We start from the raw sequence: 24,662 nt of genomic DNA on the forward strand, positions 1-24,662 counted from the left end.
GGGCCGCGATCCAGGAGTGGTACCAGCCTTGGAGCGAGGAGATCACTGGCCGGCCGCCCGCCCCGAGAGGAGGGAGTCGGCGTGGCTGCGCAGGGTCTCGTCGACCACGCTGCCGTCGCGCAGGAAGACCACGCGGTCCGCCCAGGCGGCGAACCGCGGTTCGTGGGTGACCAGGACCCCGGCGGCGCCCGCGTCGCAGCGGGAGCGCAGCAGGGCGAGGACGGACTCGCCGGTCTCGGAGTCGAGTGCGCCGGTGGGTTCGTCGGCGAGGACCAGGCGGCGGTCGCCGACGAGGGCGCGGGCTATCGCCACGCGCTGCTGCTGGCCGCCGGACATCTCGTCGGGGAAGCGGTCGGCGAGCCGGCCCAGCCCCATCTCCTCCAGCGCGGCGAGGGCGGAGGTCCGGGCCTTGCGGGCCGAGACGCCGTCGAGTTCACGGGGCAGGGCCACGTTCTCGGCGGCGGTGAGGGCCGGGATCAGGTTGTAGTCCTGGAAGACGTACCCGATGCTGCGGCGGCGCAGCGCGGCCAGCTGCGCCCGGCTCGCCGTGGTGATGTCGGTGCCCTCGACGACGACCCGGCCGCTGCTCGGGGTGTCGAGTCCGCCGGCCAGGGTGAGCAGCGTGGACTTGCCGGAGCCGGACGGGCCCATGACGGCGACGAGTTCGCCGGGGTGGACGGAGAGGTTGATGCCGCGCAGGGCGTGCACCTCGGTGGCGCCGCTGCCGTGGGTGCGTACGAGCTGGTCCAACTGGAGTACGGGTTGTGAGCGCTGGTGCTGGTCAGGCATGAAGGGTCCCCCCTGGGACGGTCGTTCAGCTCCGCCGCGTGCGGGCGGTGCGGGGTCGGTCGGTGGTGGTCGGAGCGGGAGCCGCGGCTCCCGAGGCGGCCGGAGGCGGTACGGGCTCGTCGGCTCTCCCGTCGGCCGTCCGGGAGAGCCGGACGAGCCGGGCTTCGCAGTGGTCGAGCCAGCGCGCCTCGGCTTCGGTCTGGAAGATCAGCTGTTCCAGCACCAGCAGCCAGGCCACGTCGTCGCGTTCGTGGAACTCCCCGCTCTCGATCGCGGCGAGCGCCCTGGCCTTGAGCCGGGTGTAGTCCTGCATCGCCTTGATCGTGGCGTGCCGCTGGGACTGGATGACGGCCCGGATGTCCACGCCGGGGGCGCCCACCGCCATGGCGAGCTTGATGGACAGCTCGTCACGGGGCGGGTTGGCGCGGTCGACGGGACGCTCGTACCACTGGCGCAGTTCGGAGCGGCCGTCGTCGGTGATGGCGTAAAGGGTGTGGCCGGCGGCGTCCTCGCCGCCGGGTGCGACCAGTCCGTCGCGTTCCAGCCGGGCGAGGGTGGTGTAGACCTGCCCGACGTTGAGCGGCCAGGTGGAGCCGGTGCGGGATTCGAACTCGGTGCGCAGCTGGGAGCCGTACCGAGGACCCCGTTCCAGCAGGGCGAGAAGCCCGTGACGGATCGACATACCGAGTATGTATACCGAGTATGTTCCCTCCCGGCAACCATCTCGAGTCGTACGCCGGAAGGGGGACGGCGCCCCCCGGACGCCTCCTAGAGGCCCTTGCGCAGCCGCATGCCGAGGTAGCCCAGACCCACTCCCATCAGGGCGAATCCGGTGCCCAGCGGCAGTATGTGGGCGGCCAGGTCGGCGGCCCGCTCGTTCGGTTCGGTGCCGAGGGCGCCGACCGACGAGGGCGGGATCGCCACGGCCGGCGGCGGCTTGGGCGGCTCGGGGGCCTCGGGGCGCGGCCGTACCGGCAGCGGGCGGGAGGCCACCAGCATCTCCGGATTGGCGGGCTCGGTGACGGGCCTGCCGGGCCGCGGCCGCCCGGCCCCGGCGGCGCTGCCGGCCAGTCCCTCCCGCGGGCCTTCCGGGACCGCCGTCGGTTCGGCCGGGCGGGGCTCCCGGGCCTGTGGCGCGCGTACGGCTGCGGGGGCGGCTGCGTGGGCGGGGGTGAGCGGAACCGCGCGTGCGGCGCCGGGGGCCGGTGCCAGGGCCCGGGCGTGCGCGGGGGCGGCGGAGCTGAGCGTGGCGGCGGCCAGTGCGGCACAGGCGAGCCAGCGCGGCGGACGGAAGCCGTGGATCACGGGGTGCCCCTCCCGTCCCGTGAGGCCCCCGGACGCAGTCTGGGGGAAGCCAGGATGTCTCGCGCTCAGGTTTACATAGTGGGGCAAAAGCGGCATCCCGGGCGCCTCATCGAGGGGCCCGGGATGCCGGTGTGTCGTGCGGGGCGGAGCGGCCGCGTCGGTCGGGCCTAGCCCGGGTTGCCGGTGGACACGGTCAGCGTGTACTCCGTGCCCTCCTTGTCGATCTTGTCGTCGGGCGCGGGGTTCTGCTCCAGCACCATGTCCTTGCCGTACACGGCCTCGTCCTTCTCGACGATCTTGTACTTGCCGCCCGAGGCCTGGATGCACTCCTTCACGGAGAGCAGGTTCTTGTAGCGCAGGTCGGGCGCCTGGTACTTGCCCGCCTCGCTGTAGTGCTTGGTCGGCTCCTTGCACTTCTTCGGGTCGATCGTGCGCGTGGGGTCCGGCCCCTTGAACCCGGCCTTGGCGGAGGCGCTCGCCGACGTGGAGGCGCCCGGACCGGCCTGGTCGTCCTTCTTGTCGTCGTCGCCGTTCATCACGATCGCGGTGATGAGGCCGCCGACCGCCAGCAGGGCCACCGCGATCGCGCCCGCGACCACCGGCATGTTCCGCTTGCCGCCGTTCCCGGCCGAGGCCGGGGCGCTCGCCGGGGAGATCGTGTACGGCGGCGGGGTCTGCGGCGCGTACTGCTGCTGCGGCGCGGTCGTGTGCGGATACGCGTAGCCGCCCTGGGCGTGCGGCTGCGGGGCGGGCGTCGGCGCGTACGGGGACGGCGCCGGCGTGTGCGGGGCCTGGTACGGGTGCTGCACGGACTGCGGCGGCGCCTGGAAGCCGGAGTCCACCGGCGGGAACACGGCCGAGGCCACGCCCGCGCCGCTGCCGCCGGTCGTGGCGCCGTGGACGATGGCCGGAGCCCCGGTCTGTCCCGAGCCCAGCACGCGCGCGACCTCGTCGGCCATGGCCGCGGCCGTGGGGAAGCGCTCGTTCGGGTTCTTCTTCAGGGCCCGCGCCACCAGCGCGTCCATCGCCGGGGTCACCGACCGGTTGATGGAGGAGGGGGCGACCGGCTCCTCCTGCACGTGGGCGTAGGCGATGGCCAGCGGCGAGTCGGCGTCGAACGGGATCCGGCCGGTCAGCAGCTGGAACAGCATGATGCCGACCGAGTACAGGTCGGAGCGCGCGTCGACCCCGCGGCCCAGCGCCTGCTCGGGCGAGAGGTACTGCGGGGTGCCGACGACCATGCCGGTCTGCGTCATGGACGTGACGCCCGACTGCATGGCGCGGGCGATGCCGAAGTCCATCACCTTGACCACGCCGCGCTTGTTCACCATGACGTTGCCCGGCTTGATGTCGCGGTGGACCAGGCCCATCTCGTGGCTGGTCTCCAGCGCGGCCAGCACATCGGCCGTCACCTTCAGCGCCTTGTCCGCCGGCATGGCCCCGTACTGCCGGATGTCCGCGTCGAGCACCGAGCCCAGCGGCCGCCCCTCCACGTACTCCATGACGATGTACGGCATCACCGCGCCGTCGCCGCCGCCCGAGCCGAACGTCACTTCGCCCTCACCGGTATCGAATACCGAGACGATGTTCGTGTGCGACAGTTTGGCTACAGCCTGGGCCTCGCGGCGGAAACGCTCGCGGAAGGACGCCTCGCGGCCGAGATCGCTGTGCAGGGTCTTGATGGCGACCTGCCGGTCGAGCGCCGAGTCGTACGCCAGGTACACGGAGGCCATGCCGCCGGCACCCAGCAAGTCCCTTAGCTGGTAACGGCCACCGGCCAGAGAGCCGCCCGCGTACTGGCCCTGAGTGCCGTCCTGGCTCATGACTGTTGCTTCCCCTCGGGATGTGTCCCTACGCCTCTGGCTGAGCGCATGTCGCGCCCAGTCTGCCGGAGGGCAAGCACACGTCAAGCCAGGTACCCGTTCCGTGACCACACGGCCACGCTCGCCCTTGTCCGAACGGTGACCGGTTCCGAGGCTGTAGCGTTCATCGGAGCACCAGAGCAGAGGACACCGCTGAGCGGCGGCCGAGAGAGACGACGGCGAGGACTGATGGCACCCGAACCCGAGGGAAACGGCGCCGGGATGGCCGATGGTCCTGAGCACTGGGGCGCCGGCGGCCTGGTGGGAGACGGCCGTTACCGGCTGACACACCGGCTCGGACGCGGCGGCATGGCCGAGGTGTTCGCGGCCGAGGACGTGCGCCTGGGCCGCACCGTGGCGGTGAAGCTGCTCCGCGCCGACCTGGCCGAGGACCCGGTGTCCAAGGCCCGCTTCACCCGCGAGGCGCAGTCCGTCGCCGGACTGAACCACCACGCGGTCGTCGCGGTGTACGACTCGGGCGAGGACCGGGTCGGCCCGAACACCGTCCCGTACATCGTCATGGAGCTGGTCGAGGGCCGCACCATCCGCGACCTCCTCATGAGCGCGGAGGCACCGGGCCCCGAGCAGGCGCTGATCATCACCTCAGGCGTGCTCGAGGCGCTCGCGTACTCGCACCAGCACGGCATCGTGCACCGCGACATCAAACCGGCGAACGTCATCATCACGGACACCGGCGCGGTGAAGGTGATGGACTTCGGCATCGCCCGCGCCCTGCACGGCGTCCAGTCGACGATGACCCAGACCGGCATGGTCATGGGCACCCCGCAGTACCTGTCGCCCGAGCAGGCCCTCGGCAAGGCCGTGGACCACCGCTCGGACCTGTACGCCACCGGCTGCCTGCTGTACGAACTGCTCGCGCTGCGTCCCCCGTTCACCGGTGAGACCCCGCTGTCGGTGGTCTACCAGCACGTCCAGGACGCACCCGTGCCGCCCTCGCAGCTGCCGGAGGGCCACCAGATCCCGCAGGAGCTCGACGGTCTGGTCATGCGGTCGCTGGCCAAGGACCCGGACGACCGGTTCCAGAGCGCGGAGGAGATGCGCGGGCTGGTCCAGTACGCGCTGCAGATGCTGCACGACCAGGGGCCGAACACCGGTACCTGGAACACCGGCCCGGTCACCATGGCGCTGCCGCACGGACGCGGCGGGGCGGCGGCCACCACGGCCATGCCCGTGGGCGGCAGCGGCAGGCAGCCGCAGTACGCCGCGAACGCCTCGACCTCGCAGTTCAACCAGCCGATGGTGCCGCCGCTGAACCCGGACGACGGGTCCGCCTTCCCGGGCGGCGGCGGGCACGGCCAGGGCGGCCACGGCGGCGGCTACGACGGGTACGAGGACCGCGGCGGCAGCCGCTGGAAGATGTGGCTGTTCGCGGTGCTCGCGGTCATCGCGGTGGCGGGCGGCGTGGCGTACGCCGTCAGCAGCGTGGGCAAGAAGACCGGCGACAACGGTCCGACGGCGCCGATCACGAGTTCCTCCAGCCAGCCGAGCACGTCCGGCACGCCGCAGAACACCCCGTCGCAGCCGACCCCGGACAACACCCCCTCGCAGAGCGAGCCCTCGTTCACGCCGAGCCGCAGCCGGACGCCGAGCTTCAGCCAGTCGCCCACGCCGTCGAGCTCGCCCTCGACCTCCCCGTCGACGTCTCCGTCGACCTCCAGGTCCCCGTCCTCCACGCCGTCGAAGACCCCGTCGGCGACGCCGTCCAAGCCCGTGGAGACGGGCGGCGGCGGCCTCTTCGAGGAGTGACCCGGACCCGGCCCGCGTACGCGGAACGCGCGAACGGGCCCGGCGGAATCAATTCCGCCGGGCCCGTTCCCGTCTCATCCCGTCAGAGGGCGTGCTGGTACTGCCGTTCCGGATTCCCGGCATCCGGATCTCCGGCATCCGGATTCCCGGCATCCGGATTCCCCGCAAGGGAGTGGACGGTGGCGAACTGCGGTTCGATCCGCATGTAGACCGGGTCGAAGACCGCTCCGTCGATGAAATGCGGACCGGGCCCGAAAAGCTCCAGTTCCGCGTGGGACGGTTCGACGATTCGTGCGGTTCCGGTGAACTGGACGGACCACAGCCGGGCGTCCCGCGAAGGGAAGTTGTCGGCCCCGTAGGCGACCACGCTGCCGTTGCACGCCTGGTGGTAGCCGAAACCGGAGTGCATTCTCAGCAGGACCTCGCCGTCCACCACGATGTGGCGGGCGAGGGCGAGGAAGGGGAGCGCGCGCATGCTGGTGGCCACCCGGCCGTACGGCACCCGGCGCAGCAGTTCGATGGCGTGGAGTTCCTCTGGGGACATGCCTCCACTCTCCGGTGCCGACGAGCGGTCGGGTAAGGGGAGCCCGCCCCGATGATCGGGGACGTTGGTCCCGAAGGGAACCGCCTCCCCTCAGTGGCGCTTCTCGGCCTGCAGCCGGGCCACGTAGGCGGCGGCCTGCGAGCGGCGCTCCATGCCCAGCTTGGAGAGCAGGCTCGACACGTAGTTCTTGATCGTCTTCTCGGCCAGGTGGAGCCGCTCGCCGATGACGCGGTTGGTCAGGCCCTCGCCGATCAGGTCGAGGATCTTGCGCTCCTGCTCGGTGAGGTTCGAGAGCCGGTCGTCGCCCTTGCCGTTCTTGCCGTCGCGCAGCCGCTCCAGCACCCGCGCGGTGGCCACCGGGTCCAGCAGCGACTTGCCCGCCGCCACGTCCCGTACGGCGCTCAGCAGCTCATTGCCGCGGATCGCCTTGAGCACGTAGCCCGAGGCGCCGGCCATGATCGCGTCGAACAGTGCCTCGTCGTCGGCGAACGAGGTCAGCATCAGGCATTTGACGTCCTCGTTCCGGGAGCGGACCTCGCGGCACACCTCCACGCCGCTGCCGTCCGGCAGGCGCACGTCGAGGACGGCGACGTCGGGGCGCGTGGCGGGAATGCGGACCAGGGCGTCGGCTGCCGTACCCGCCTCGCCGACGATCTCGATGTCCTCTTCGACCGACAACAGCTCATGGACCCCCCGACGTACCACTTCGTGGTCGTCCAAGAGGAATACCTTGATTTTTCCGTCTTCGCGCACGACGTCAGTTTCACACACTCACCCCTTCCCTGCCGGAGTTACCCGGGATAACGTGCCGTTGTTCCCGGCCCCTGCAAGGCTGTGACCAGTGGTTGTTCCCGCGCCGGCGGATTTACTTGGAAATCCAAGCAAAATCCCAGGTCAAACGGGGTTTCGCAGATATGCGGCGCACTGGGTAACGTGCATTGCGCAGGGCACTCGCCGGGGCACCTGTCACGCCTGAATCCCGTACACAGCGCGCACCCACCCCGTGCGCGGGTACAGGTTCAGGTGAGCCGCACTGGACCCCGGAGAACCCGGGTGCCGGACCGACGGAGGAGCACACGTGACCGTGGAGAGCACTGCCGCGCGCAAGCCGCGACGCAGCAGCGGCACCAAGCGGGCGGCAGGCGCGGCCAACGCCGCCAAGCCCACCGCTGCCACCGCGCAGACGCAGAACGCCGAACCCCAGCTGGTACAGCTGCTGACGCCCGAAGGGGATCGGGTCGACAACGCGGAAAACGCGGAGTTCGCCCCCTTCGTCGCCGACATCACCACCGAGGACCTGCGCGGGCTGTACCGCGACATGGTCCTGACCCGCCGCTTCGACGGGGAGGCGACCGCCCTGCAGCGCCAGGGCGAGCTGGGCCTGTGGGCCTCGCTGCTCGGGCAGGAGGCTGCCCAGATCGGCTCCGGCCGGGCCCTGAACGACGAGGACTACGTCTTCCCGACCTACCGCGAGCACGGTGTGGCCTGGTGCCGCGGGGTCGACCCGACCAACCTGCTCGGCATGTTCCGCGGTGTGAACCACGGCGGCTGGGACCCCAACACCAACAACTTCCACCTCTACACGATCGTCATCGGCTCGCAGACGCTCCACGCGACCGGTTACGCGATGGGCGTGGCCAAGGACGGCGCGGACTCCGCGGTCATCGCCTACTTCGGCGACGGCGCGTCCAGCCAGGGCGACGTGATGGAGGCCTTCAACTTCTCCGCCGTCTACAACTCGCCCGTGGTGTTCTTCTGCCAGAACAACCAGTGGGCGATCTCCGAGCCGACCGAGCGCCAGATGCGCGTGCCGCTCTACCAGCGCGCCCAGGGCTTCGGCTTCCCGGGCGTCCGCGTCGACGGCAACGACGTGCTGGCCTGCCTGGCCGTGACCCGCTGGGCCCTGGACCGGGCGCGCCGCGGCGAGGGCCCGACCCTGGTCGAGGCGTTCACGTACCGGATGGGCGCCCACACCACCTCCGACGACCCGACGAAGTACCGGCGGGACGAGGAGACGGCGGCGTGGGAGGCCAAGGACCCGATCCTGCGCCTGAAGGCCCACCTGCTCGCCTCCGGCGGCGCCGACGAGGCCTTCTTCGCCGAGCTGGAGGCGGAGAGCGAGGCGATGGGCAAGCGCGTGCGCGAGGCCGTGCGCGCCATGCCCGACCCCGACACCATGGCGATCTTCGAGAACGTCTACGCGGACGGGCACGCGCTCGTCGACGAGGAGCGCGCGCAGTTCGCCGCCTACCTCGCGTCCTTCGAGGGTGGGGAGTGACCACCATGGCCATCGAGAAGATGTCGATCGCGAAGGCGCTCAACGAGTCGCTGCGCAAGGCCCTGGACACGGACCCCAAGGTCCTGATCATGGGCGAGGACGTCGGCAAGCTGGGCGGCGTCTTCCGGATCACCGACGGGCTGCAGAAGGACTTCGGCGAGGAGCGGGTCATCGACACCCCGCTCGCCGAGTCGGGCATCGTCGGCACGGCCATCGGCCTCGCGCTGCGCGGCTACCGGCCGGTCGTGGAGATCCAGTTCGACGGGTTCGTCTTCCCCGCGTACGACCAGATCGTCACGCAGCTCGCGAAGATGCACGCCCGCGCCCTGGGCAAGGTCAAGATGCCGGTCGTCGTGCGCATCCCGTACGCGGGCGGCATCGGCGCGGTCGAGCACCACAGCGAGTCCCCCGAGGCGCTCTTCGCGCACGTGCCGGGCCTCAAGGTGGTCTCCCCGTCCAATGCGAGCGACGCCTACTGGATGCTCCAGCAGGCGATCCTCAGCGACGACCCGGTGATCTTCTTCGAGCCGAAGCGCCGCTACTGGGACAAGGGCGAGGTCGACGTCGAGGCCATCCCCTACGAGCTGCACAAGGCGCGGGTGGCGCGCGAGGGCTCCGACATCACCCTGGCCGCGTACGGTCCGATGGTGAAGGTGTGCCTGGAGGCGGCGGCCGCGGCCGCCGAGGAGGGCAAGTCGGTGGAGGTCGTCGACGTGCGGTCGATGTCCCCGGTCGACTTCGACGGGATCCAGGCGTCGGTGGAGAAGACCCGCCGGCTCGTGGTCGTCCACGAGGCGCCGACCTTCCTCGGCATGGGCTCGGAGATCGCCGCTCGCATCACGGAGCGGTGCTTCTACCACCTGGAGGCGCCGGTCCTGCGCGTGGGCGGCTTCCACGCCCCGTACCCGCCGGCCCGCCTGGAGGACGAGTACCTGCCGGGCCTGGACAGGGTGCTCGACGCCGTCGACCGCTCGCTGGCGTTCTGAGGAGCCACGTTCATGACCATCCGCGAATTCAAGATGCCCGACGTGGGCGAGGGCCTCACCGAGGCCGAGATCCTCAAGTGGTACGTCCAGCCGGGTGACACGGTCACCGACGGCCAGGTCGTCTGCGAGGTCGAGACGGCCAAGGCCGCCGTGGAACTGCCGATCCCGTTCGACGGTGTCGTGCACGCGCTGCTCTTCGAGGAGGGCACCACGGTCGACGTCGGCCAGGTGATCATCTCGGTGCAGACCGGCTCCGGCGACGCCGCCGAGGCCCCGGTCCAGGAAGCGGCTCCGGCCGCTGCCGCCGCTGCCGCCGCCGCCGGGGAAGCGGCCCCCGCGGCCCGCCAGCCGGTCCTGGTGGGCTACGGCGTCTCCGAGGCCTCCACCAAGCGCCGCCCGCGCAAGGCCGCCCCGGCGCCCGCCGTGGCCGCGCAGAACGGCACGGCGGCTCCGGCCGCCGTCGCCGCCGCTCCGGCGGCCCCGGCCGCTCCCGCGGCTCCGGTGCTTCCCGCGGTCCCGGCCCAGCCGGCCGGCGAGCGCCCGCTCGCCAAGCCGCCGGTGCGCAAGCTCGCCAAGGACCTCGGCATCGACCTGGCCTCGGTCGTTCCCACCGGCGACGGCGGGGTCGTGACCCGGGAGGACGTCCACGCGGCGGCCGCCGCGGCGCTCACCCCGCAGGCGGCGCCGGCCGCGGCGCCCGAGCAGGCCCCGGCTCCGGTTCCGGCCGCGGCTCCGGCCGCGGCGGTTGCCGCCGAGGCTGCGTCGGCGCGCGAGACCCGCATCCCGGTCAAGGGCGTCCGCAAGGTCACCGCCCAGGCCATGGTCGGATCCGCCTTCACCGCGCCCCACGTCACCGAGTTCATCACGCTCGACGTGACCCGCACGATGAAGCTGGTCCAGGAGCTCAAGGACGACCCGGACCTGGCGGGGCTGCGGATCAACCCGCTGCTCCTCATCGCCAAGGCCGTCCTGGTGGCCATCCGCCGCAACCCGGACGTCAACGCGTCCTGGGACGAGGCGGCCCAGGAGATCGTGCTCAAGCACTACGTCAACCTGGGCATCGCGGCGGCCACCCCGCGCGGGCTGATCGTCCCGAACATCAAGGACGCCCACGCCAAGACGCTCGGCGAGCTCTCGGAGTCCCTCTCCTCGCTGGTCGCCACGGCCCGCGAGGGCAAGACCTCCCCGGCCGACATGCAGAACGGCACCATCACCATCACCAACGTCGGCGTCTTCGGCGTCGACACCGGTACGCCCATCCTGAACCCGGGCGAGTCCGCGATCCTCGCGGTCGGCGCGATCAAGCTCCAGCCGTGGGTCCACAAGGGCAAGGTGAAGCCGCGCCAGGTCACCACGCTGGCCCTGTCGTTCGACCACCGTCTCATCGACGGCGAACTCGGCTCCAAGTTCCTCGCCGACATCGCGGCGGTCCTGGAACACCCCCGCCGCCTGATCACCTGGGCGTAGCGGGCGGGAAGCACCTCCCGAAGGCCGGCCACCGCGACGCGGGGGCCGGCCTTCGGCCGTGCACGAATTCCCTGGTCGGGGCGGTCACTTCGTGTGATCATCGCCGGATGCGCTTTCGACCCGCCACCGCGGACCCCGCCGATCTGGACCTCGCCCTCGCCTACCCGGCCGACGGCCCCGTCCCCGCCCTGACCGCCGAGCGGATCCGTGAGGAGCTCGCCGGGAACCAGTTCCGGCCCGAGTGGATCTGGTTCGCCGAGGACGAGGACGGGCAGGTGCTCGCGCGGGCGTTGTGGTGGGGGCGCGGCGACAGCGAGCGGCCCCTCGCGCTCGACTGCCTCCAGGTGCGGTCCTCGGTGGCCGATCCGGGCGCCGTGGCCGCCGGGCTGCTCGCCGCCGGGCACGCCGCTTTCGGGAAGCTCCCGGACTACAACCTGTCGCTGCCGCGCGACTGGCGGGCCGATCCCGAGCTGGCCGCGGCGGTCGCCTGGCGCCAGGAGGCGGCCCACGAGGCCGGCCTGACGCGCGAGATCGAGCGCCTGCGCTACGAGTGGACGCCGGCCGCGGGGACGGCGGCCGCGGGGACGGCGGCCGCGGGGACGCCGGCCGGGCCGAGCGGGCGGCTGGTCTTCCGCGAGGGCACCGACGAGGAGTTCCTCGACGCCTTCGTACGCCTCTCGGCCGGCAGCCTCGACCTGCACACGCAGACCGAGCTGAAGTCGATGGACGCGGAGCAACTCGCCCGTGAGGACGTCGCGTTCTACCGCGACTGCCCCGGCGAGCGCTCCTGGTGGCGCCTCGCCGAGCTCCCGGACGGCACCCTCGCCGGCCTGGCCATCCCCTCGGCGACCCCGTACCACCGCAATGTCGGATACCTGGGCGTCGTACCGGAGCAGCGCGGCCGGGGCCTGATCGACGAGATCCTGGCCGAGATCACCCGCTTCCACGCGGCCGCGGGCGCCGAGCGCATCACCGCGACCACGGACACCGTCAACGTCCCGATGGCGGCCGCCTTCGACCGGGCCGGATACGAGGTGACGGAGATCCGCCTCGTCCTGGAGGCGCCTACGGCGTGACCTCGTATCCGTCCGGCGGGGGCCGGCGTCAGCCGGTGTAGTAGCCCTGGACGTCGACGACCAGGTCGGTACGGCCGTGCGGGTTGTACAGCTCGATGTAACCGTCCGCGCTGACCGCGACGATGGTCATCGAGGCGACGTCCTTGCCGGCCCGGTAGTTGAGGCTGGACGTGGCGGGGACGGCGGTGCCGGCGGCGTGCGCCGTGATGTGGCCGTCCTCGCTCGCGTTGGTGGAGGTCGTGTTGATCACCACGGCCGCGACGCCCTCCGGCACGCCGTTCAGCCCGGTCACCTTCACCCGGGTGCTGGACCCCGGCCCGGCCTGCCCGGCCCGGCCACCGAGACCGCTGCGGGTGTCCAGGACGCGGGTCGGGGTGGCGGGGACGAACAGGCCGCTGGTGCCGACGTCCCCGCTGTGCTGGCGGAACCTGCCGACGTAGTCGACGACCAGGTCGACCTGGCCGGCGTTGTTGTAGAGGCCGAGGCCGCCGCTGCCGATGCCCATGTAGGAGATGTTGGTGACCGTCTGGCCGGCACCGAAGTTGAGGTCGGAGGTCTTCCAGACGTTCTGGGAGGCGGGGTAGACGGTGACATGGCTCGCCTCGGTCGGCTGGGTGGCCGTGACCTGGAGGGCGAGCGTGGTGTACGGCTGGTTGGGGTCGAGGACCGAGGAGACGTCCGCGGCGATCGCGTTCTGCTCGCCGGCGCCCACCCGGCCCTGGCGGTCGCCGATCGTGGTGCGCGTGTCCAGCAGGCGGGTCGGCGTACCGATGGTGAAGGTGGTACCCGGGTAGCTGTGGGCGCCCTTGGCGGTGTAGAAGCCCTGGAGGTCGACGACCAGGTGGGCGTTCCCGGTGTTGTTGTAGAGGTCGACCACGCCGTTGGCGCCGACCTGCACCGTCACGCGATTGGTGGTCACACCGCGGCCGGCGGTGAAGTTGATGCTGGAGACCGCGGGAACGCCGTTGCCGTCCGGGTACGCCGTCACGAAGCTGTCGATGGTCGGGTCGACGACCGTCACGTTCATCACCACGGCGGTCGGGACGGCACCGCTCGTGAGGCCGAGCCTCTTGGAGATGTCGATCTTGGTGACGCTGCCCGGGCCGACCTTGCCCGACGGGGCTCCGTTTCCGACCCGGGTGTCCACCAGGCGGTAGTTCGACACGGAGAAGTAGGTGCTGGCCGGGCCCACCTGCGGAGCGTCTGCGGCGGTCGCGCTGCCGGCGGGCAGGACGGCGCAGGCGGCGAGGACAAGGGCGGCCGCGGCCGCGGCACGGGATGATGCGCGCATGGAAAGTTCCCCCCGGAAAGTCAGGCGGTCGGTCTGACCGCCGGCTCATGCTAGATCGCCCCCCTCGCGCCCCGGCAACGGGGTGAGCCCTGCGTACGGGACAGAGGCGGTAGCCTCCCGGCGTGCCGATAGCCGAGTTGCAGGTGTACTCCGTGGAGGAGGCCGACGTCACGGGCGGCGTGTGCGTGGTCCGCTGCATCGGCGGGGTGGCGCGCGCCGGACAGGTGTACGCGGCGGGGGAGTTGCGGCTCGGGCTGCGCCGCATCGAGCGGTACGGGCGCACCGTCGGCTTCTGCGATGCCGGGCACGTCGCCAGGGTCCATCTCACGGGCGCCGTGGTCGCGTTGCTCAGCCGCGGGCAGGTGCTGACCTCCGTGCCGCCGGACGGGCGCTCGCTTCAGGAGCTGGAGGAGTGGCTGGCCACCGGCCCGCCGCTGGGCGACGAGCCGCCTCCGCGGACCCTGCGCAGCCTGGCGGTCGGGCGGATGCAGGACGACGCGGCGCCGGACGGGATCCGGCTGCGCTGGGGCCGGGTGGCGCTCGCCGCGACGTACCGCTGCGCGGAGGCCGAGGGGACGGGCGAGCTGGCCCGGGGGGCCGAGCTGGCCGCCGTACGGGGCTACCTGATCCGGGAGTTCGGCCCGGACCGCGGCGGCGACCCGGCCGCCCTGTGCCGGGAGCTGCTGGCCCTGATCGACCTGACCCCGGTGGAGGCGGCGGCACAGGCCCGCACCTGGCGCGACCTGCCGCGCCCGCGCATCGTGCACCTGCGCCGCGTCAAGAACCTGCTGCCGTGGCTGGCCGTCGTACGCCCGTACCTCGGGGACGGCGACCCCTTGGCGGCCGAGGTGGACGCGTGGACGGCGGTGCGTCCGCAGCTGCCGTAGGTCCGCACGGCAAGGGGCGGCAATGGGGGTGACATCGACTTTCGGACAATGTGATGATGGGTGCAGTGCGCGGGGGGACGCGTGCGCCTGACGTGCGCTGGGGGAACGCAAGGCCTGCCAGCCGTGCGGCGCCGCTGCATCCTTCGTGACTCCACGCAGTCCTCTTTCGCGAAGGAAACCCTCCTGGTGCGTCCCACTCGCACGACGGTCCTGCTCACCGCGGGCCTCGTCACCCTCTTCGGCGCTCCGGCCGCCGCGGCCGCCGAGACCCCGGCCAACCTCTACGTGAGCAATCAGGCCGGTGCCAACTGCTCCGACGCCGGATCCGGCACGCAGGCGGCCCCGTTCTGCACGATCTCGGCGGCGGCCAAGGCCGTCCAGCCGGGCCAGACCGTCCTGATCAAGCCGGGGAACAGGTACGACGAGTCCCTCACCGTCAACCGCTCCGGTGAGCCCGGCAAGCCGATCACCCTCGTCGCCGAAGGCCGCGATGAGGTCGGACTCCCGGCCAGGGTGTCACTCGGTGCGGGCTCCGTGACCGTCAGCGGCGCTTCCCACGTGGTGCTCCGCGGGCTGGTCACGACCGGTCCCGTCCGGGTCGGCGGTTCCACGGATGTCGAACTCGACTGGATGGACGTGGAGGGCGACGACGGCGTCGTGGTCGGCGACGCGAGCACCGACGTACGCCTCACCCGGAGCGAGGCGTACCGCGTCCGGATCGAAGGCGGTGCCCGGGGCACGCTCCTCGGCCGCAACTACATCAGGAGCTCCACCGAGACGCTGGTCACGGCGGTGGACGCGCCTGGGACGGTGGTCACCAACAACACCTTCCTCCTCGACTGCGTGGCAGCCCTTTCCCTCAGTGGTGCCTCCACCGGGTCCGCGGTGTTCAACAACGTGATCCACCCGGTGGACTTCACCGCCTGTCCGTCCGGCAGTGCGCACAGCGGCATCGTGGTGTCGGAAAGCGCCGCCGCGGGTACGCGTGCCGGCTCCAACCTGCTGGTCGACGGAGCCGGGAGCCAGCTGAACGCCTACAACTGGGCCGGTACCGCCTACGAGACCGCCGCGGCGTTCCAGGCCGCGACCGGGCAGGGTGCGCACGACATCGTGACCCCGTCCGCCCCCGGCACCATCCACGGGGACCAGGGCTCCATGGCCGTCGACTCCGGTGATGCGACGGCGCCGGGCGTGCTGCCCTCGGACAACCGGTTCTTCCCGACAGCGGACGACCCGCGCGTGCCCAACACGGGCAAGGACGGCGGCTTCATCGACCGCGGGGCCCGCGAGACCCAGGACGACCTGCGCGGCGTCTCGATGCAGCTCGATCCGCTCTGGGCTCCGGCCGGCACCACGGTGACGGCCAAGGCCTTCCCGAACAGCACGTGGTCCGCGGCCCTGACCTACCACTACGACTTCGGTGACGGGACGGCTCCGGTCATAACCAAGGAGCGCAGCGCCGCGCACGCCTACGGCAAGCCGGGCGACTACGTGGTCAATGTGACGGCGGTCAACGCAGTGGGGAAGAAGGTCTCCGCCGAGCCGCAGACGACCAAGGTGACCGCACCGGGTCCGCTGACGGCGGGCTTCACCGCCACGCCGGTACTGCCGACCTCGGACAGCCCGATCGGCAGCGGCGCCCCGCTGACCATGTCGTTCGATCCCCGGCCCGCCACCGCGGCGCCGTGGCCGGTGACGGACGTGTACGTGGACTTCGGTGACGGTACCTCCGAACACAGCGACCACATGGACCGCGCCTACCGGCACACCTACCGTCAGCCCGGCGACTACAAGGTGACGTTCACCCTCTACGACGCGAAGAGCGGCACGTCCAGCGTCAGCCAGAACGTCCGCGTCGACTACGCGGCGTCCGGGTATGTGGCGACGGCGCCCTTCCGGCTGTTGGACACGCGTGCCACCAACGCGCCCGTCCAGGGCGGGGCGGTCACTCCCGTGGTCCTGCCCGTCGGCCTCGCCGTGCCGGGTCACGAGCTCTCCGGAAGCATGGCGGCGGCGGTCCTCAACGTGACCGTCACGGGGGCCACCGAGGACACCCACCTCAGCGTCTGGCCCTCGGGTCAGCCCCGCCCGGTCACCTCGAACGTCAACGTCAAGGCGGGCGGTACCTCGTCGAACACGGTCACCGTGCCGGTGGGCGCCGATGGAAAGGTCTCCGCGCAGCTCAACTCCGGCAAGGCCGCGCTCATCGTCGACTTCGTCGGCTACTACCAGCCCAACATCGGGCAGCGCTTCAGCCCGGTCACCCCGACCCGGGTCGTCGACACCCGCACGAGCGGTGGGGCGCTGGGCGGTGGCCAGACCCGCACGGTGAAGGTCGCCGGTGTGAACGGCATCCCGGCCGACGCCACTGCGGTCGCGCTGAACCTGACCGGTACCGGTGCGACCGAGCAGGCGCACGTCATCGCCTACCCGGACCCGGCGAAGCGTCCGACGACGTCGAACCTGAACGTGGAGCCGGGCAAGGACAAGTCCAACCAGGCGATCGTCCCGGTCGGGCCGAACGGCACCATCACCCTGTTCACCAACTCCGGTGCCACCCACCTGGTCGTCGACGCGGTCGGCTACTACGGCAAGGACGGCAAGGCCCTGTTCCACCCGGTGGTGCCCAAGCGCCTCGCCGACACCCGTACGACCGGCAAGCTCGCCCCGGGCGCCACGACGACGGTGGCCGGTCTCCCCGCGCACGCGGTCGGCGCGGTGCTGAACGTGACCGCGACCGAGACCACCGGCCCCGGCTTCCTGACCGTCCACGGGTACGGAACCGCCCGTACGGACGCGAGCAGCCTCAACACGCTGCCCGGCCTGACCGTCCCGAACCACGTCACGACCCCGGTCGGGGACGGCAAGGTCAGCGTCTTCAACAGCTGGGGCGGCAGCAACCACGTGATCACCGACCTGCTCGGCTACTTCACGTTGGGCTGACCGCACGCACCACGCTGCACGGACCGGAGCCCCGGCCCCCGCGACGCACCGCGCGGAGGCCGGGGCTCCCGGCTGTGCTGCGCCGCTCAGCCCTCGGCGGCGGCGGCGCGCGCCGCGTTGCCGAGGACCTTGGTCGGGGTGATGCGGACGACGACGCGGACCTGTTCGGCCGGGGCGTCCTGGTACTCCTTGCCGGCGCCCGGGCCGAGGTACTCCTCGGCGATGCGGACGGCCACCGCCCGCCCCGCGTCCTCGGTGACGGTGGCCGTGCCGCGGATCTCGGCGTAGAGGAAGGGATTGGCCAGGTCGAAGACGGTCAGGCCGACCCGCGCGTCACGGCCGATGTTGCGCTCCTTGCGGCGGCCCTGCTCGGTGGAGATCAGCAGATCGCCGCCTTCGCGGGACACCCAGACCACGGAACTCTGCGGACTTCCGTCGGGGTTGATCGTCGACAGGACGGCGGGATGCGGGGCGTCCAGCAGCCCGCGCACGGTCTCGTTCAGCTCAACAGTCATGTGCGCCAGGCTAGTTGGCGGTGACTTTTTCGGCTCATCGACTACACGAAGTCTGCGCGCGGCTGCGCCGCGGTCACGCCACCGAGAGCATCGCCCGTCTTCGGGTGCCCGGCAGGAGGCGCCGGCAGGAGGCGCCGGGGGGAGCCCCCCTCGTGCCACCGCGCGACCTCACGGACCCCCTTGACGGGGCCCGGGCGCGGGGAGACGCTCCCACGTCGGGATCCGAACGGGTGCAGCTGGGGGGCCGCCATGCCGGAGGAGTCTGTCCAGACAGCGGGGGAGTTGCGGGCACGGCTCGCGGCGCGCGGGGCGCGGTGGTCGGTCCTGGAGCACCTGGCCGACGAGGATCCGGTGCCGCGGCCCTCGCTCGGTCTGGAGCCCGGGACGAACCTGACCCCCGCCGAGGCGGTCGGGGTCGCCGACCTGCGGGCGCTCATCGGGCACGAGAGCGGCAATCCGCACCTCACCCGGCGCCGGGCCGCCCACGGGCTGCTTCCCGGCACCCGCGCGGGCGTCCGGCCCGCCGCCGTCGACTGGCGCAGCCGCTGGGGCACGTCCTGGATCACCAAGGTGAAGGACCAGAACCCGTGCGGCTCCTGCTGGGCGTTCGCCGCCGCAGGTCTGGTGGAGTCCATGGCCCGCATAGAGCACTGCGTGTGGGCGGAGCGCTCCGAGGGGGACGTCCACGACGGGCTCAGGTTCAGCTGCGGGCAGGGCAGCAACCCCGAGACCGCCCTGGACTGGATCAGGACCAACGGCGGGCTCGCCGACCCGGACTGCCGGCCCTACAGCACCCCGCCCGCCGGTCTGCCCGCGGCCCGGCGCGACGCCTGGCGGGCCGAGTACACGCCCAGCTGGGACCGGTCGGGCCGGACCGTGCGGATCGGCGACTACGTCCGCCTCGCCGACGTCGAGCAGCAGAAGGTGTGGCTGGACACGGTCGGCCCGCTGACCGCCTGCTTCGACGTGTACGACGACTTCTTCGCCCTCGGCGCCGGGGTCTACCACCGCACCGGCGGCCGGCTCGCGGGCGGCCACTGCGTGCTGATCACCGGCTACGACGACGCGGCGGGCTGCTGGCTGTTCAAGAACTCCTGGGGCACCGGCTATCACGTCGGCGGCCACGGCCGGATCGCCTACGGCGAGGTCAACATCGACTACTGGGCCAAGTGCGGCCTGCGCGGCACCAACATCGACCCGTGGAGCAAGCGCCGCCTGCACACCGGCAACGTCTACGAGAGCGGCAACGGCCGCGCCCACCGCAATTTCGAGCTGCTCGCGCGGGCCGGCGGCGGACGCCTCCAGCACTGGTGGCGCGAGGGTGACGCGCCCTATGCGTGGGCCCGCGCGGGCACCTTCGCGAACGACGCCTCGGGCCCGCCCGCCTTCACCGGCACCACCTACAACCGCAACATGGAGTCCCTGCACGTGACCACCGGCGGCCGGCTGCGCCACTGGTACTACGAGCAGTCCGCCCGCGTCTGGCGCGACGGCGGCGCCTTCGGCCCGGGCGACGCGGCCATCGGCTCGACCCCCGCCTTCATCCAAAGCGACTACGGTAAGCCGGGCAACTTCGAGGCGGTCGTACGGACCGCGGACGGCCGCCTGAACCACTGGTGGCGGATCAACGGCGCCCCCTGGACCTGGAACGACGGCGGCCGTTTCGCCTCCGGCATCGCCCACTACGGCCCCGCCCTCGTCCAGACCCGCGACCGCCGCCTCGACCTCGTCGCCGCCCGCGCCGACGGCCGGATGCAGCTGTGGTGGCGCGACGACGGGAGCGGCTTCGTGTGGCGGGCCGGGGAGGTCTTCGGCGAGGGGGCGGTCTCCGCGCCCTGCCTGATCGAGGGGCAGTACGGGGCCGTGGACGAGGACACCGCCGGGAACTACGAGCTGTGCGTGGCCGTTGCCGACGGCCGCGTCGAGCACTGGTGGCGGGGCAACGCGAGCGGCTCGCCCTGGAGCCGCAGCGCGGTCTTCGGGCACGGCGTACGGGCGGTCACCGGGATGCTCCAGGGCAGTTTCGGGTTCAACCTGGAAGTGATCGTCCTGCGCACCGACCGCCTGCTCCAGCACTACTGGCGGGACAGCGCCGGCTGGCACGAGGGGCAGGTCATCGGCCCCGGCTGAGAGGACCGAGGCGCGTGGAGGTACGGAGCGTCGTGCTGAGCCCCGGTGAGCCGTACGAGCTGCGGCTGACCGGGCGCGGGGCGCGCGGGTACGTGTGGACCTGGCAGGTCACCGGGGACACGGACGCGGTGGCGGTGTCGGAGGGCCCGACGGCCTCCGGGGAGGGCCGCCCGGCCCCGGGGGCGGTGGTGGAGCGCACGTACGTCGTACGGGGCCGTCCCCCGGGCGGCGGCCGGGCCCGGATCCGGTTCGCGCAGATCCGGCCGCCCTACCCGGACGAGGCCCCGTACGACGAGTTCGTCCTGGACGTCGAGGTCACCTGAGCGCCCACCGCTGTACGGATTCCAGCGGGCCCCGGTCGAAGCGGCGCAGCCACAGCCACGACCCGGCGGCCAGCGCGAGCCCGACGGCCGCCCACAGGCCCATGACCCACCAGGGGCCCGTCCCGGCGAACCGTTCGGCCAGGCCGGCTCCGAAGCCGTAGCAGAGCAGCATGCACAGCAGGTTCTGGGCGACGTAGCAGGTCAGGGCGGTGCGGCCGATCGAGCCGAGGGCGGTGGTGACCGGCCGGGGGATCCACAGCCGGTCCAGGGCGATGCCGATCAGGCCGATGTAGCCGACGGCGACGAGCGGCGCGGCCCCGTAGCGGCCCAGGAGGAAGAAGGCGTCGCCGCCCAGCGCGGTCGCCGCGTTCAGGGGCAGCCCGAGGCCGAGGCCCCAGGCGGCCATCCGGGTCCGGATGCGGCGGCCTTCCGCGGTGGCGGTGAAGGCACCGGCGCGGTGCAGGCGGACGCCGAGGAGGAAGAGGAACACCAGCAGCCCGAAGGAGAAGACGGGCTCGATGCGCAGGGCCAGGGCGTTCTCCAGCCGGAAGGCGATCTGGTCGGCGTAGCCGCCGTGCGCGTACAGCTCGACGGCGGCCGGATCCGGCCCCTTCGGCGTGCCGTCCGCGGTGGCCAGGCCGGCGAGCGTCAGCAGGGCGACCAGGGTCAGGTGGACGCAGGCGGCCGTCCACATCGCCCGCCGGCGGACCTTCTCGGAGCGGGCGAGCAGCCAGGCGACGAGGAGGGCGGTGACGGCGTAGCCCATCAGCACGTCCCAGGCGAAGACGAGGACGAAGTGGACGGTGCCCTCGAGGAACAGGAACGCCGCGCGCCGCGGGTAGCGGCCGGGCCACGGCTCGCCGCGCCGGGCGGCGGAGTCGTACTGGATGGCCAGGCCCACCCCGAACAGGACCGTCAGCAGCGCCAGGAACTTGCCGTCCGCGAGGAAGCGGAAGACGCTCTCGGCGATGTTCGCGGCCGAGGGGTCGGTGACGGGGTCGGGGGTGGTGAGCCCGCCGGTGAGCACGCCCCACTCCGAGCCGGGCGAGGCGAAGATCCAGACGTTGGTCATGAGCGTGCCGAGGATCGCGGCGCCGCGCAGGACGTCGAGGAGGGGGAGCCGGGCGGTCGTCCGGTTCGCCGGGACGGTGGTCAGGGTGTCGGCCATGACTTCAGCGTCCCGGTGCGCGGGGCTCCGTACGTCGTGCCGGTGGACGAACCGGCGGTACATCCTTCGATGCAGTCCCCGGGGCGGTCTTGGATGCCGAGACACCACGAGGCTGTACACGGCATGTATCTATGCTGTGCCCATGCCGTCTCCCTCGCCCTCGCCCTCGCCCTCCCTCGCGCCCGCGCCCGCCGCCGACCGCGTCTACCGGCACATCAAGCAGGGCGTGCTCGACCGCCGGTACGAGGGCGGCACGCTGCTCACCGAGGGGGAGGTCGCCGAGGCCGTGGGCGTGTCCCGCACACCGGTGCGCGAGGCACTGCTGCGGCTGGAGACCGAGGGGCTGATCCGGCTCTACCCCAAGAAGGGCGCGCTGGTCCTGCCCGTGTCGGCGCAGGAAATCGCGGACGTGGTCGAAACGCGGCTGCTGGTCGAGGAGTTCACCGTGCGCCGGGCCGTCCCGGCCCCGCCCGCGCTGCTCGAGCGGCTGGAGGAGCTGCTGCGCGCGCAGGAGCGGCACGCGGACAGCGGCGACCTGGCGGCCTTCGCGGTCGAGGACCGCTGCTTCCACGCCGAGATCGTCCGGCACGCCGGCAACCAGATCCTGTCCCGTCTCTACGGCCAACTGCGCGACCGACAGCTGCGGATGGGCATCGCCGTGATGCACGCCCACCCGGACCGGGTCGCACAGAACCTCGTCGAACACCGCGAGATCCTGGCGGCCCTGCGGGCGGGCGACGCGGACCGGGCGGCGGCCCGCGTACGGGCGCACCTGGGCCGGGTCGGAACCCTGATGCGCGGCGACGCCCGGTGAGCGCCCTCGACCCGCCCGGCGGGCGCAGGGCCGTCGCCGTCTGGTCCATCGGCGTCGCCGTCTACTTCGTGGCGGTGATCTTCCGGACCAGCCTGGGCGTGGCCGGACTCGACGCCGCCGACCGCTTCCACGTCAACGCCTCGGCGCTGGCGACCTTCTCGCTGCTCCAGCTGCTGGTGTACGCGGGGATGCAGATACCGGTGGGGCTGATGGTGGACCGGCTCGGCACCAAGCGGGTGCTGACGCTCGGGGCCGTCCTGTTCACCGCCGGACAGCTCGGCTTCGCGCTGTCCCCCTCGTACGAGATGGCGATGGCCGCCCGGGCCCTGCTGGGCTGCGGCGACGCCATGACCTTCATCTCCGTGCTGCGGCTCGGCACCCGGTGGTTCCCGGCCCGGCGCGGCCCGCTGATGGCGCAGCTGGCCGGGCTGGTCGGCATGGCCGGCAACCTGGTCTCCACGCTGGTGCTGGCGCCCGTCCTGCACGGGGCCGGCTGGGTGCCGGCCTTCGCGGGGAGCGCGGCGGCGGGGCTGGTCGTGCTGGTCCCGCTGGTGCTGTTCCTGCGCGACCACCCGGAGGGGCATGCGCCGCCGCCGGTGGTGCGCGGCGCGGGCGGGGGCTTCGTCCGCCGGCAGATCCGTGAGTCCTGGAGCGAGCCGGGCACCCGGCTGGGCCTGTGGGTGCACTTCACCACGCAGTTCCCGGCGATGGTGTTCCTGCTGCTGTGGGGCATGCCGTTCCTGGTCGAGGCGCAGGGGCTGTCCCGGACCACCGCGGGCGGACTGCTGACGCTGGTCGTCGCCTCCAACATGGCGCTCGGCCTGGTCTACGGGCAGATCGTGGGCCGCGCCCAGGCCGCGCGGATACCGCTCGCCCTGGGCACGGTGGGCGTGACGGCCCTGCTGTGGGCGGCGGTCCTCGTCCACCCGGGCGAGCGGGCCCCGATGTGGCTGCTGGTCACCCTGTGCCTGGTGCTGGGCTCCTGCGGGCCGGCGTCGATGATCGGCTTCGACTTCGCCCGCCCGGCCAACCCGGCGGAGCGCCAGGGCACCGCCTCGGGGATCACGAACATGGGCGGATTCATCGCCTCGATGACCACCCTGCTGGCGGTGGGCGTCCTGCTGGACGCCACCGGCGACGACTACCGCATCGCGTTCTCGACGGTGTTCGCCGTGCAGGCGCTCGGCATCAGCCAGATCCTGCGGCTGCGCGGCCGTGCCCTGTCCCGCGAAGCCGCCGGCGGCCGCCCCGTGGTCCCCGCGCCGCAGGTCCGGCCACAGGACCGGCCACAGGACCGGGCCGCGCAACCGGAGGAGGTTCCCCGCGCGTGTCCCCTTCCGGAGACGTCGGGGAGCGGGTCACAGTAGGCCCGCCGTCGGCGGTCGACGGCATGGGCCGAGGAGGACGTACCCGCATGTGGACCAGTGTGTCCGCCGCTGCCGTGCCGGTGGCGGACAGGTTCGAGTGGTTCAACGACCTCGTCGCCTCCGCCCTGATACCGACGGCCATCAAGAGCGAGCGGTGCGCCGACTTCCAGGCCGAGGCGGCGATGCTGGACCTCGGCGCCATCCAGGTGTCCACCTTCGCGCACTCTCCCCTGAGCTCGCGCCGCACGCCCGCCCTGATCCGGCGCGGGGACCCCGAGCAGTACCAGCTGGCGCTGATCACCGGCGGCCGGTGGTGGATGGCCCATCAGGGCGGCGACGAGGAGTTCGGCGTCGGCGACATGATCCTCTGGGACACCTCGCGTCCCCAGGACGCCGTCGCCCACCCCGGGGACGGCCCGAACCGGTCGATCATCCTCCACCTGCCGAAGGAGGTCCTGCCGCTGCGCCCGGACCGGCTCGGCGGGCTGCTCGGCCGGCGCATCCCCACGGACAGCGGCATGGCGGCGGTCCTGGCGCAGTTCATCTCCTCGCTCGGCGAGCACGGCTCCGCGTGCGAGCCGCAGGAGCTGCGCCGACTGGGCTCGGTGGCGGTCGACCTGGCCGCCGCCTGCCTCGCCCACCGCCTCGACGCCTACGGGGAGCTCCCCACCGAGGCCCGCGAGCGGGCCCTGCGCGAGCGGATCGACGCGTTCATCGCCGACCACCTCGGGGATCCGGCACTCGCCCCGGGCATGATCGCCGCCGCGCACGGCATCTCCGTACGGAGCCTGCACGCGCTCTTCCGTGGCCGGCAGGAGAGCGTCTCGGCCGCCGTCCGGCGACGGCGCCTGGAGCGGGCCCGCGCCGACCTGGCCCGCCCCGAGCTGGCCGGCCGGCCCGTGCACGAGATCGCGGGCCGCTGGGGCTTCACCAACGCCCCGGCCTTCAGCCGCGCGTTCCGCGCCGCGTACGCGCTCAGCCCCACCGAGTTCCGCCGCGCGGCCGCGACGGCCCCGACTGGGGCCGGGGCCGGCGTACCGCGCTGAAGGCCGAGCCACCGGGCGGGGCGGACCCCCGTCCCACCCCGCCCGGACGCGCTCAACGAGGTCGAGACTAGGGACGGACGGGCACGGGGCGTGTGCCGTGCGCG

The 24,662-nt window shown here is 72.5% G+C and carries 21 protein-coding genes; 12 read left to right on the forward strand and 9 right to left on the reverse strand.

The window, feature by feature from the left end:
- Nucleotides 1-42: 42 nt before the first annotated feature.
- The 4 genes from ACZ6I1_RS07540 to ACZ6I1_RS07555 all read right to left on the reverse strand — a co-directional run bounded on the left by ACZ6I1_RS07540 (nucleotide 43) and on the right by ACZ6I1_RS07555 (nucleotide 3,917).
- Nucleotides 43-789, reverse strand: a complete 747-nt coding sequence (locus ACZ6I1_RS07540; protein ID WP_469284190.1) for an ABC transporter ATP-binding protein — start codon at nucleotides 787-789, stop codon at nucleotides 43-45.
- 25 nt (nucleotides 790-814) lie between these two features.
- The gene (locus tag ACZ6I1_RS07545) at nucleotides 815-1,471 is read right to left on the reverse strand and encodes a PadR family transcriptional regulator (protein ID WP_469284192.1); all 657 of its coding nucleotides are present in this window, start codon (nucleotides 1,469-1,471) and stop codon (nucleotides 815-817) included.
- Between the two features lie 86 nt (nucleotides 1,472-1,557).
- Complete coding sequence (locus tag ACZ6I1_RS07550; protein ID WP_469284196.1) at nucleotides 1,558-2,094, reverse strand: hypothetical protein; 537 nt, start codon at nucleotides 2,092-2,094, stop codon at nucleotides 1,558-1,560.
- A 167-nt stretch (nucleotides 2,095-2,261) separates the two neighbouring features.
- Nucleotides 2,262-3,917: a protein kinase domain-containing protein gene (locus tag ACZ6I1_RS07555; protein ID WP_469284200.1), complete on the reverse strand. Its 1,656-nt coding sequence runs from the start codon at nucleotides 3,915-3,917 to the stop codon at nucleotides 2,262-2,264.
- Nucleotides 3,918-4,178: 261 nt separating this feature from the next.
- Between ACZ6I1_RS07555 and ACZ6I1_RS07560 the strand changes: the two genes are divergently transcribed.
- Nucleotides 4,179-5,723, forward strand: a complete 1,545-nt coding sequence (locus ACZ6I1_RS07560) for a protein kinase domain-containing protein (protein WP_469284205.1) — start codon at nucleotides 4,179-4,181, stop codon at nucleotides 5,721-5,723.
- 82 nt (nucleotides 5,724-5,805) lie between these two features.
- Here ACZ6I1_RS07560 and ACZ6I1_RS07565 read toward each other — a convergent pair whose 3' ends face one another.
- Both ACZ6I1_RS07565 and ACZ6I1_RS07570 read right to left on the reverse strand, forming a co-directional pair.
- The gene (locus tag ACZ6I1_RS07565) at nucleotides 5,806-6,267 is read right to left on the reverse strand and encodes a pyridoxamine 5'-phosphate oxidase family protein (RefSeq protein WP_469284206.1); all 462 of its coding nucleotides are present in this window, start codon (nucleotides 6,265-6,267) and stop codon (nucleotides 5,806-5,808) included.
- Nucleotides 6,268-6,357: 90 nt separating this feature from the next.
- On the reverse strand, nucleotides 6,358-7,020 hold the full coding sequence (locus ACZ6I1_RS07570) for a response regulator (protein WP_469284209.1): 663 nt from the start codon (nucleotides 7,018-7,020) through the stop codon (nucleotides 6,358-6,360).
- A gap of 325 nt (nucleotides 7,021-7,345) precedes the next feature.
- Between ACZ6I1_RS07570 and pdhA the strand changes: the two genes are divergently transcribed.
- From pdhA to ACZ6I1_RS07590, 4 genes are all read left to right on the forward strand, one after another.
- Nucleotides 7,346-8,545 carry a pyruvate dehydrogenase (acetyl-transferring) E1 component subunit alpha gene (gene pdhA, locus ACZ6I1_RS07575; RefSeq protein ID WP_469284211.1) on the forward strand — a complete coding sequence of 400 codons (1,200 nt, stop codon included), beginning with the start codon at nucleotides 7,346-7,348 and terminating at the stop codon, nucleotides 8,543-8,545.
- 5 nt (nucleotides 8,546-8,550) lie between these two features.
- Nucleotides 8,551-9,531 (forward strand): alpha-ketoacid dehydrogenase subunit beta, encoded by a 981-nt coding sequence (locus tag ACZ6I1_RS07580; protein ID WP_469284214.1) that lies wholly within the window; start codon nucleotides 8,551-8,553, stop codon nucleotides 9,529-9,531.
- Between the two features lie 12 nt (nucleotides 9,532-9,543).
- A complete protein-coding gene (locus tag ACZ6I1_RS07585) occupies nucleotides 9,544-10,998 on the forward strand; it encodes a dihydrolipoamide acetyltransferase family protein (protein ID WP_469284216.1) in 1,455 nt (484 codons plus the stop codon).
- Nucleotides 10,999-11,105: 107 nt separating this feature from the next.
- The gene (locus tag ACZ6I1_RS07590) at nucleotides 11,106-12,074 is read left to right on the forward strand and encodes a GNAT family N-acetyltransferase (RefSeq protein WP_469284218.1); all 969 of its coding nucleotides are present in this window, start codon (nucleotides 11,106-11,108) and stop codon (nucleotides 12,072-12,074) included.
- A gap of 28 nt (nucleotides 12,075-12,102) precedes the next feature.
- On the opposite strand, the gene ACZ6I1_RS07595 is transcribed toward ACZ6I1_RS07590, so the two are convergent.
- Entirely contained in the window at nucleotides 12,103-13,365 is a 1,263-nt protein-coding gene (locus tag ACZ6I1_RS07595) for a hypothetical protein (protein WP_469284220.1), read from the reverse strand.
- Nucleotides 13,366-13,487: 122 nt separating this feature from the next.
- On the opposite strand from ACZ6I1_RS07595, the gene ACZ6I1_RS07600 reads away from it, so the two are divergent.
- On the forward strand, nucleotides 13,488-14,252 hold the full coding sequence (locus tag ACZ6I1_RS07600) for a hypothetical protein (RefSeq protein WP_469284221.1): 765 nt from the start codon (nucleotides 13,488-13,490) through the stop codon (nucleotides 14,250-14,252).
- 186 nt (nucleotides 14,253-14,438) lie between these two features.
- Entirely contained in the window at nucleotides 14,439-17,195 is a 2,757-nt protein-coding gene (locus tag ACZ6I1_RS07605; RefSeq protein WP_469284224.1) for a PKD domain-containing protein, read from the forward strand.
- A gap of 86 nt (nucleotides 17,196-17,281) precedes the next feature.
- Here the strand turns inward: ACZ6I1_RS07605 and ACZ6I1_RS07610 are convergent, their stop codons facing one another.
- Nucleotides 17,282-17,710: a PPOX class F420-dependent oxidoreductase gene (locus ACZ6I1_RS07610; RefSeq protein WP_469284226.1), complete on the reverse strand. Its 429-nt coding sequence runs from the start codon at nucleotides 17,708-17,710 to the stop codon at nucleotides 17,282-17,284.
- Nucleotides 17,711-17,959: 249 nt separating this feature from the next.
- On the opposite strand from ACZ6I1_RS07610, the gene ACZ6I1_RS07615 reads away from it, so the two are divergent.
- Nucleotides 17,960-19,840, forward strand: coding sequence for a C1 family peptidase (locus tag ACZ6I1_RS07615; protein WP_469284228.1), 1,881 nt, complete (start codon nucleotides 17,960-17,962; stop codon nucleotides 19,838-19,840).
- A gap of 14 nt (nucleotides 19,841-19,854) precedes the next feature.
- Nucleotides 19,855-20,163 carry a protease inhibitor I42 family protein gene (locus ACZ6I1_RS07620; RefSeq protein WP_469284231.1) on the forward strand — a complete coding sequence of 103 codons (309 nt, stop codon included), beginning with the start codon at nucleotides 19,855-19,857 and terminating at the stop codon, nucleotides 20,161-20,163.
- Here ACZ6I1_RS07620 and ACZ6I1_RS07625 read toward each other — a convergent pair.
- On the reverse strand, nucleotides 20,156-21,331 hold the full coding sequence (locus tag ACZ6I1_RS07625) for a DUF418 domain-containing protein (RefSeq protein WP_469284233.1): 1,176 nt from the start codon (nucleotides 21,329-21,331) through the stop codon (nucleotides 20,156-20,158). The genes ACZ6I1_RS07620 and ACZ6I1_RS07625 overlap by 8 nt on opposite strands.
- 142 nt (nucleotides 21,332-21,473) lie before the next feature.
- Here ACZ6I1_RS07625 and ACZ6I1_RS07630 point away from each other — a divergent pair, with 142 nt between their 5' ends.
- From ACZ6I1_RS07630 to ACZ6I1_RS07640, 3 genes are read left to right on the forward strand one after another with little or no spacing between them, the layout of a single operon-like run.
- A complete protein-coding gene (locus ACZ6I1_RS07630; RefSeq protein WP_469284235.1) occupies nucleotides 21,474-22,145 on the forward strand; it encodes a GntR family transcriptional regulator in 672 nt (223 codons plus the stop codon).
- A complete protein-coding gene (locus ACZ6I1_RS07635; RefSeq protein WP_469284236.1) occupies nucleotides 22,142-23,512 on the forward strand; it encodes an MFS transporter in 1,371 nt (456 codons plus the stop codon). The genes ACZ6I1_RS07630 and ACZ6I1_RS07635 overlap by 4 nt, the downstream gene beginning before the upstream one ends.
- Nucleotides 23,513-23,559: 47 nt before the next feature.
- On the forward strand, nucleotides 23,560-24,558 hold the full coding sequence (locus ACZ6I1_RS07640; RefSeq protein WP_469284238.1) for an AraC-like ligand-binding domain-containing protein: 999 nt from the start codon (nucleotides 23,560-23,562) through the stop codon (nucleotides 24,556-24,558).
- The last annotated feature ends 104 nt before the right edge of the window (nucleotides 24,559-24,662 follow it).

Source organism: Streptomyces sp. NPDC046303 (genome assembly GCF_055588085.1).

Coding starts and splice junctions, on each gene's coding strand:
- ACZ6I1_RS07540 (WP_469284190.1), bottom strand. CDS start 789: ATGCCTGACCAGCACCAGCGCTCACAACCCGTACTCCAGTTGGACCAG.
- ACZ6I1_RS07545 (WP_469284192.1), bottom strand. CDS start 1,471: ATGTCGATCCGTCACGGGCTTCTCGCCCTGCTGGAACGGGGTCCTCGG.
- ACZ6I1_RS07555 (WP_469284200.1), bottom strand. CDS start 3,917: ATGAGCCAGGACGGCACTCAGGGCCAGTACGCGGGCGGCTCTCTGGCC.
- ACZ6I1_RS07560 (WP_469284205.1), top strand. CDS start 4,179: ATGGCCGATGGTCCTGAGCACTGGGGCGCCGGCGGCCTGGTGGGAGAC.
- ACZ6I1_RS07565 (WP_469284206.1), bottom strand. CDS start 6,267: ATGTCCCCAGAGGAACTCCACGCCATCGAACTGCTGCGCCGGGTGCCG.
- ACZ6I1_RS07580 (WP_469284214.1), top strand. CDS start 8,551: ATGGCCATCGAGAAGATGTCGATCGCGAAGGCGCTCAACGAGTCGCTG.
- ACZ6I1_RS07585 (WP_469284216.1), top strand. CDS start 9,544: ATGACCATCCGCGAATTCAAGATGCCCGACGTGGGCGAGGGCCTCACC.
- ACZ6I1_RS07590 (WP_469284218.1), top strand. CDS start 11,106: ATGCGCTTTCGACCCGCCACCGCGGACCCCGCCGATCTGGACCTCGCC.
- ACZ6I1_RS07595 (WP_469284220.1), bottom strand. CDS start 13,365: ATGCGCGCATCATCCCGTGCCGCGGCCGCGGCCGCCCTTGTCCTCGCC.
- ACZ6I1_RS07610 (WP_469284226.1), bottom strand. CDS start 17,710: ATGACTGTTGAGCTGAACGAGACCGTGCGCGGGCTGCTGGACGCCCCG.
- ACZ6I1_RS07615 (WP_469284228.1), top strand. CDS start 17,960: ATGCCGGAGGAGTCTGTCCAGACAGCGGGGGAGTTGCGGGCACGGCTC.
- ACZ6I1_RS07625 (WP_469284233.1), bottom strand. CDS start 21,331: ATGGCCGACACCCTGACCACCGTCCCGGCGAACCGGACGACCGCCCGG.
- ACZ6I1_RS07630 (WP_469284235.1), top strand. CDS start 21,474: ATGCCGTCTCCCTCGCCCTCGCCCTCGCCCTCCCTCGCGCCCGCGCCC.
- ACZ6I1_RS07640 (WP_469284238.1), top strand. CDS start 23,560: ATGTGGACCAGTGTGTCCGCCGCTGCCGTGCCGGTGGCGGACAGGTTC.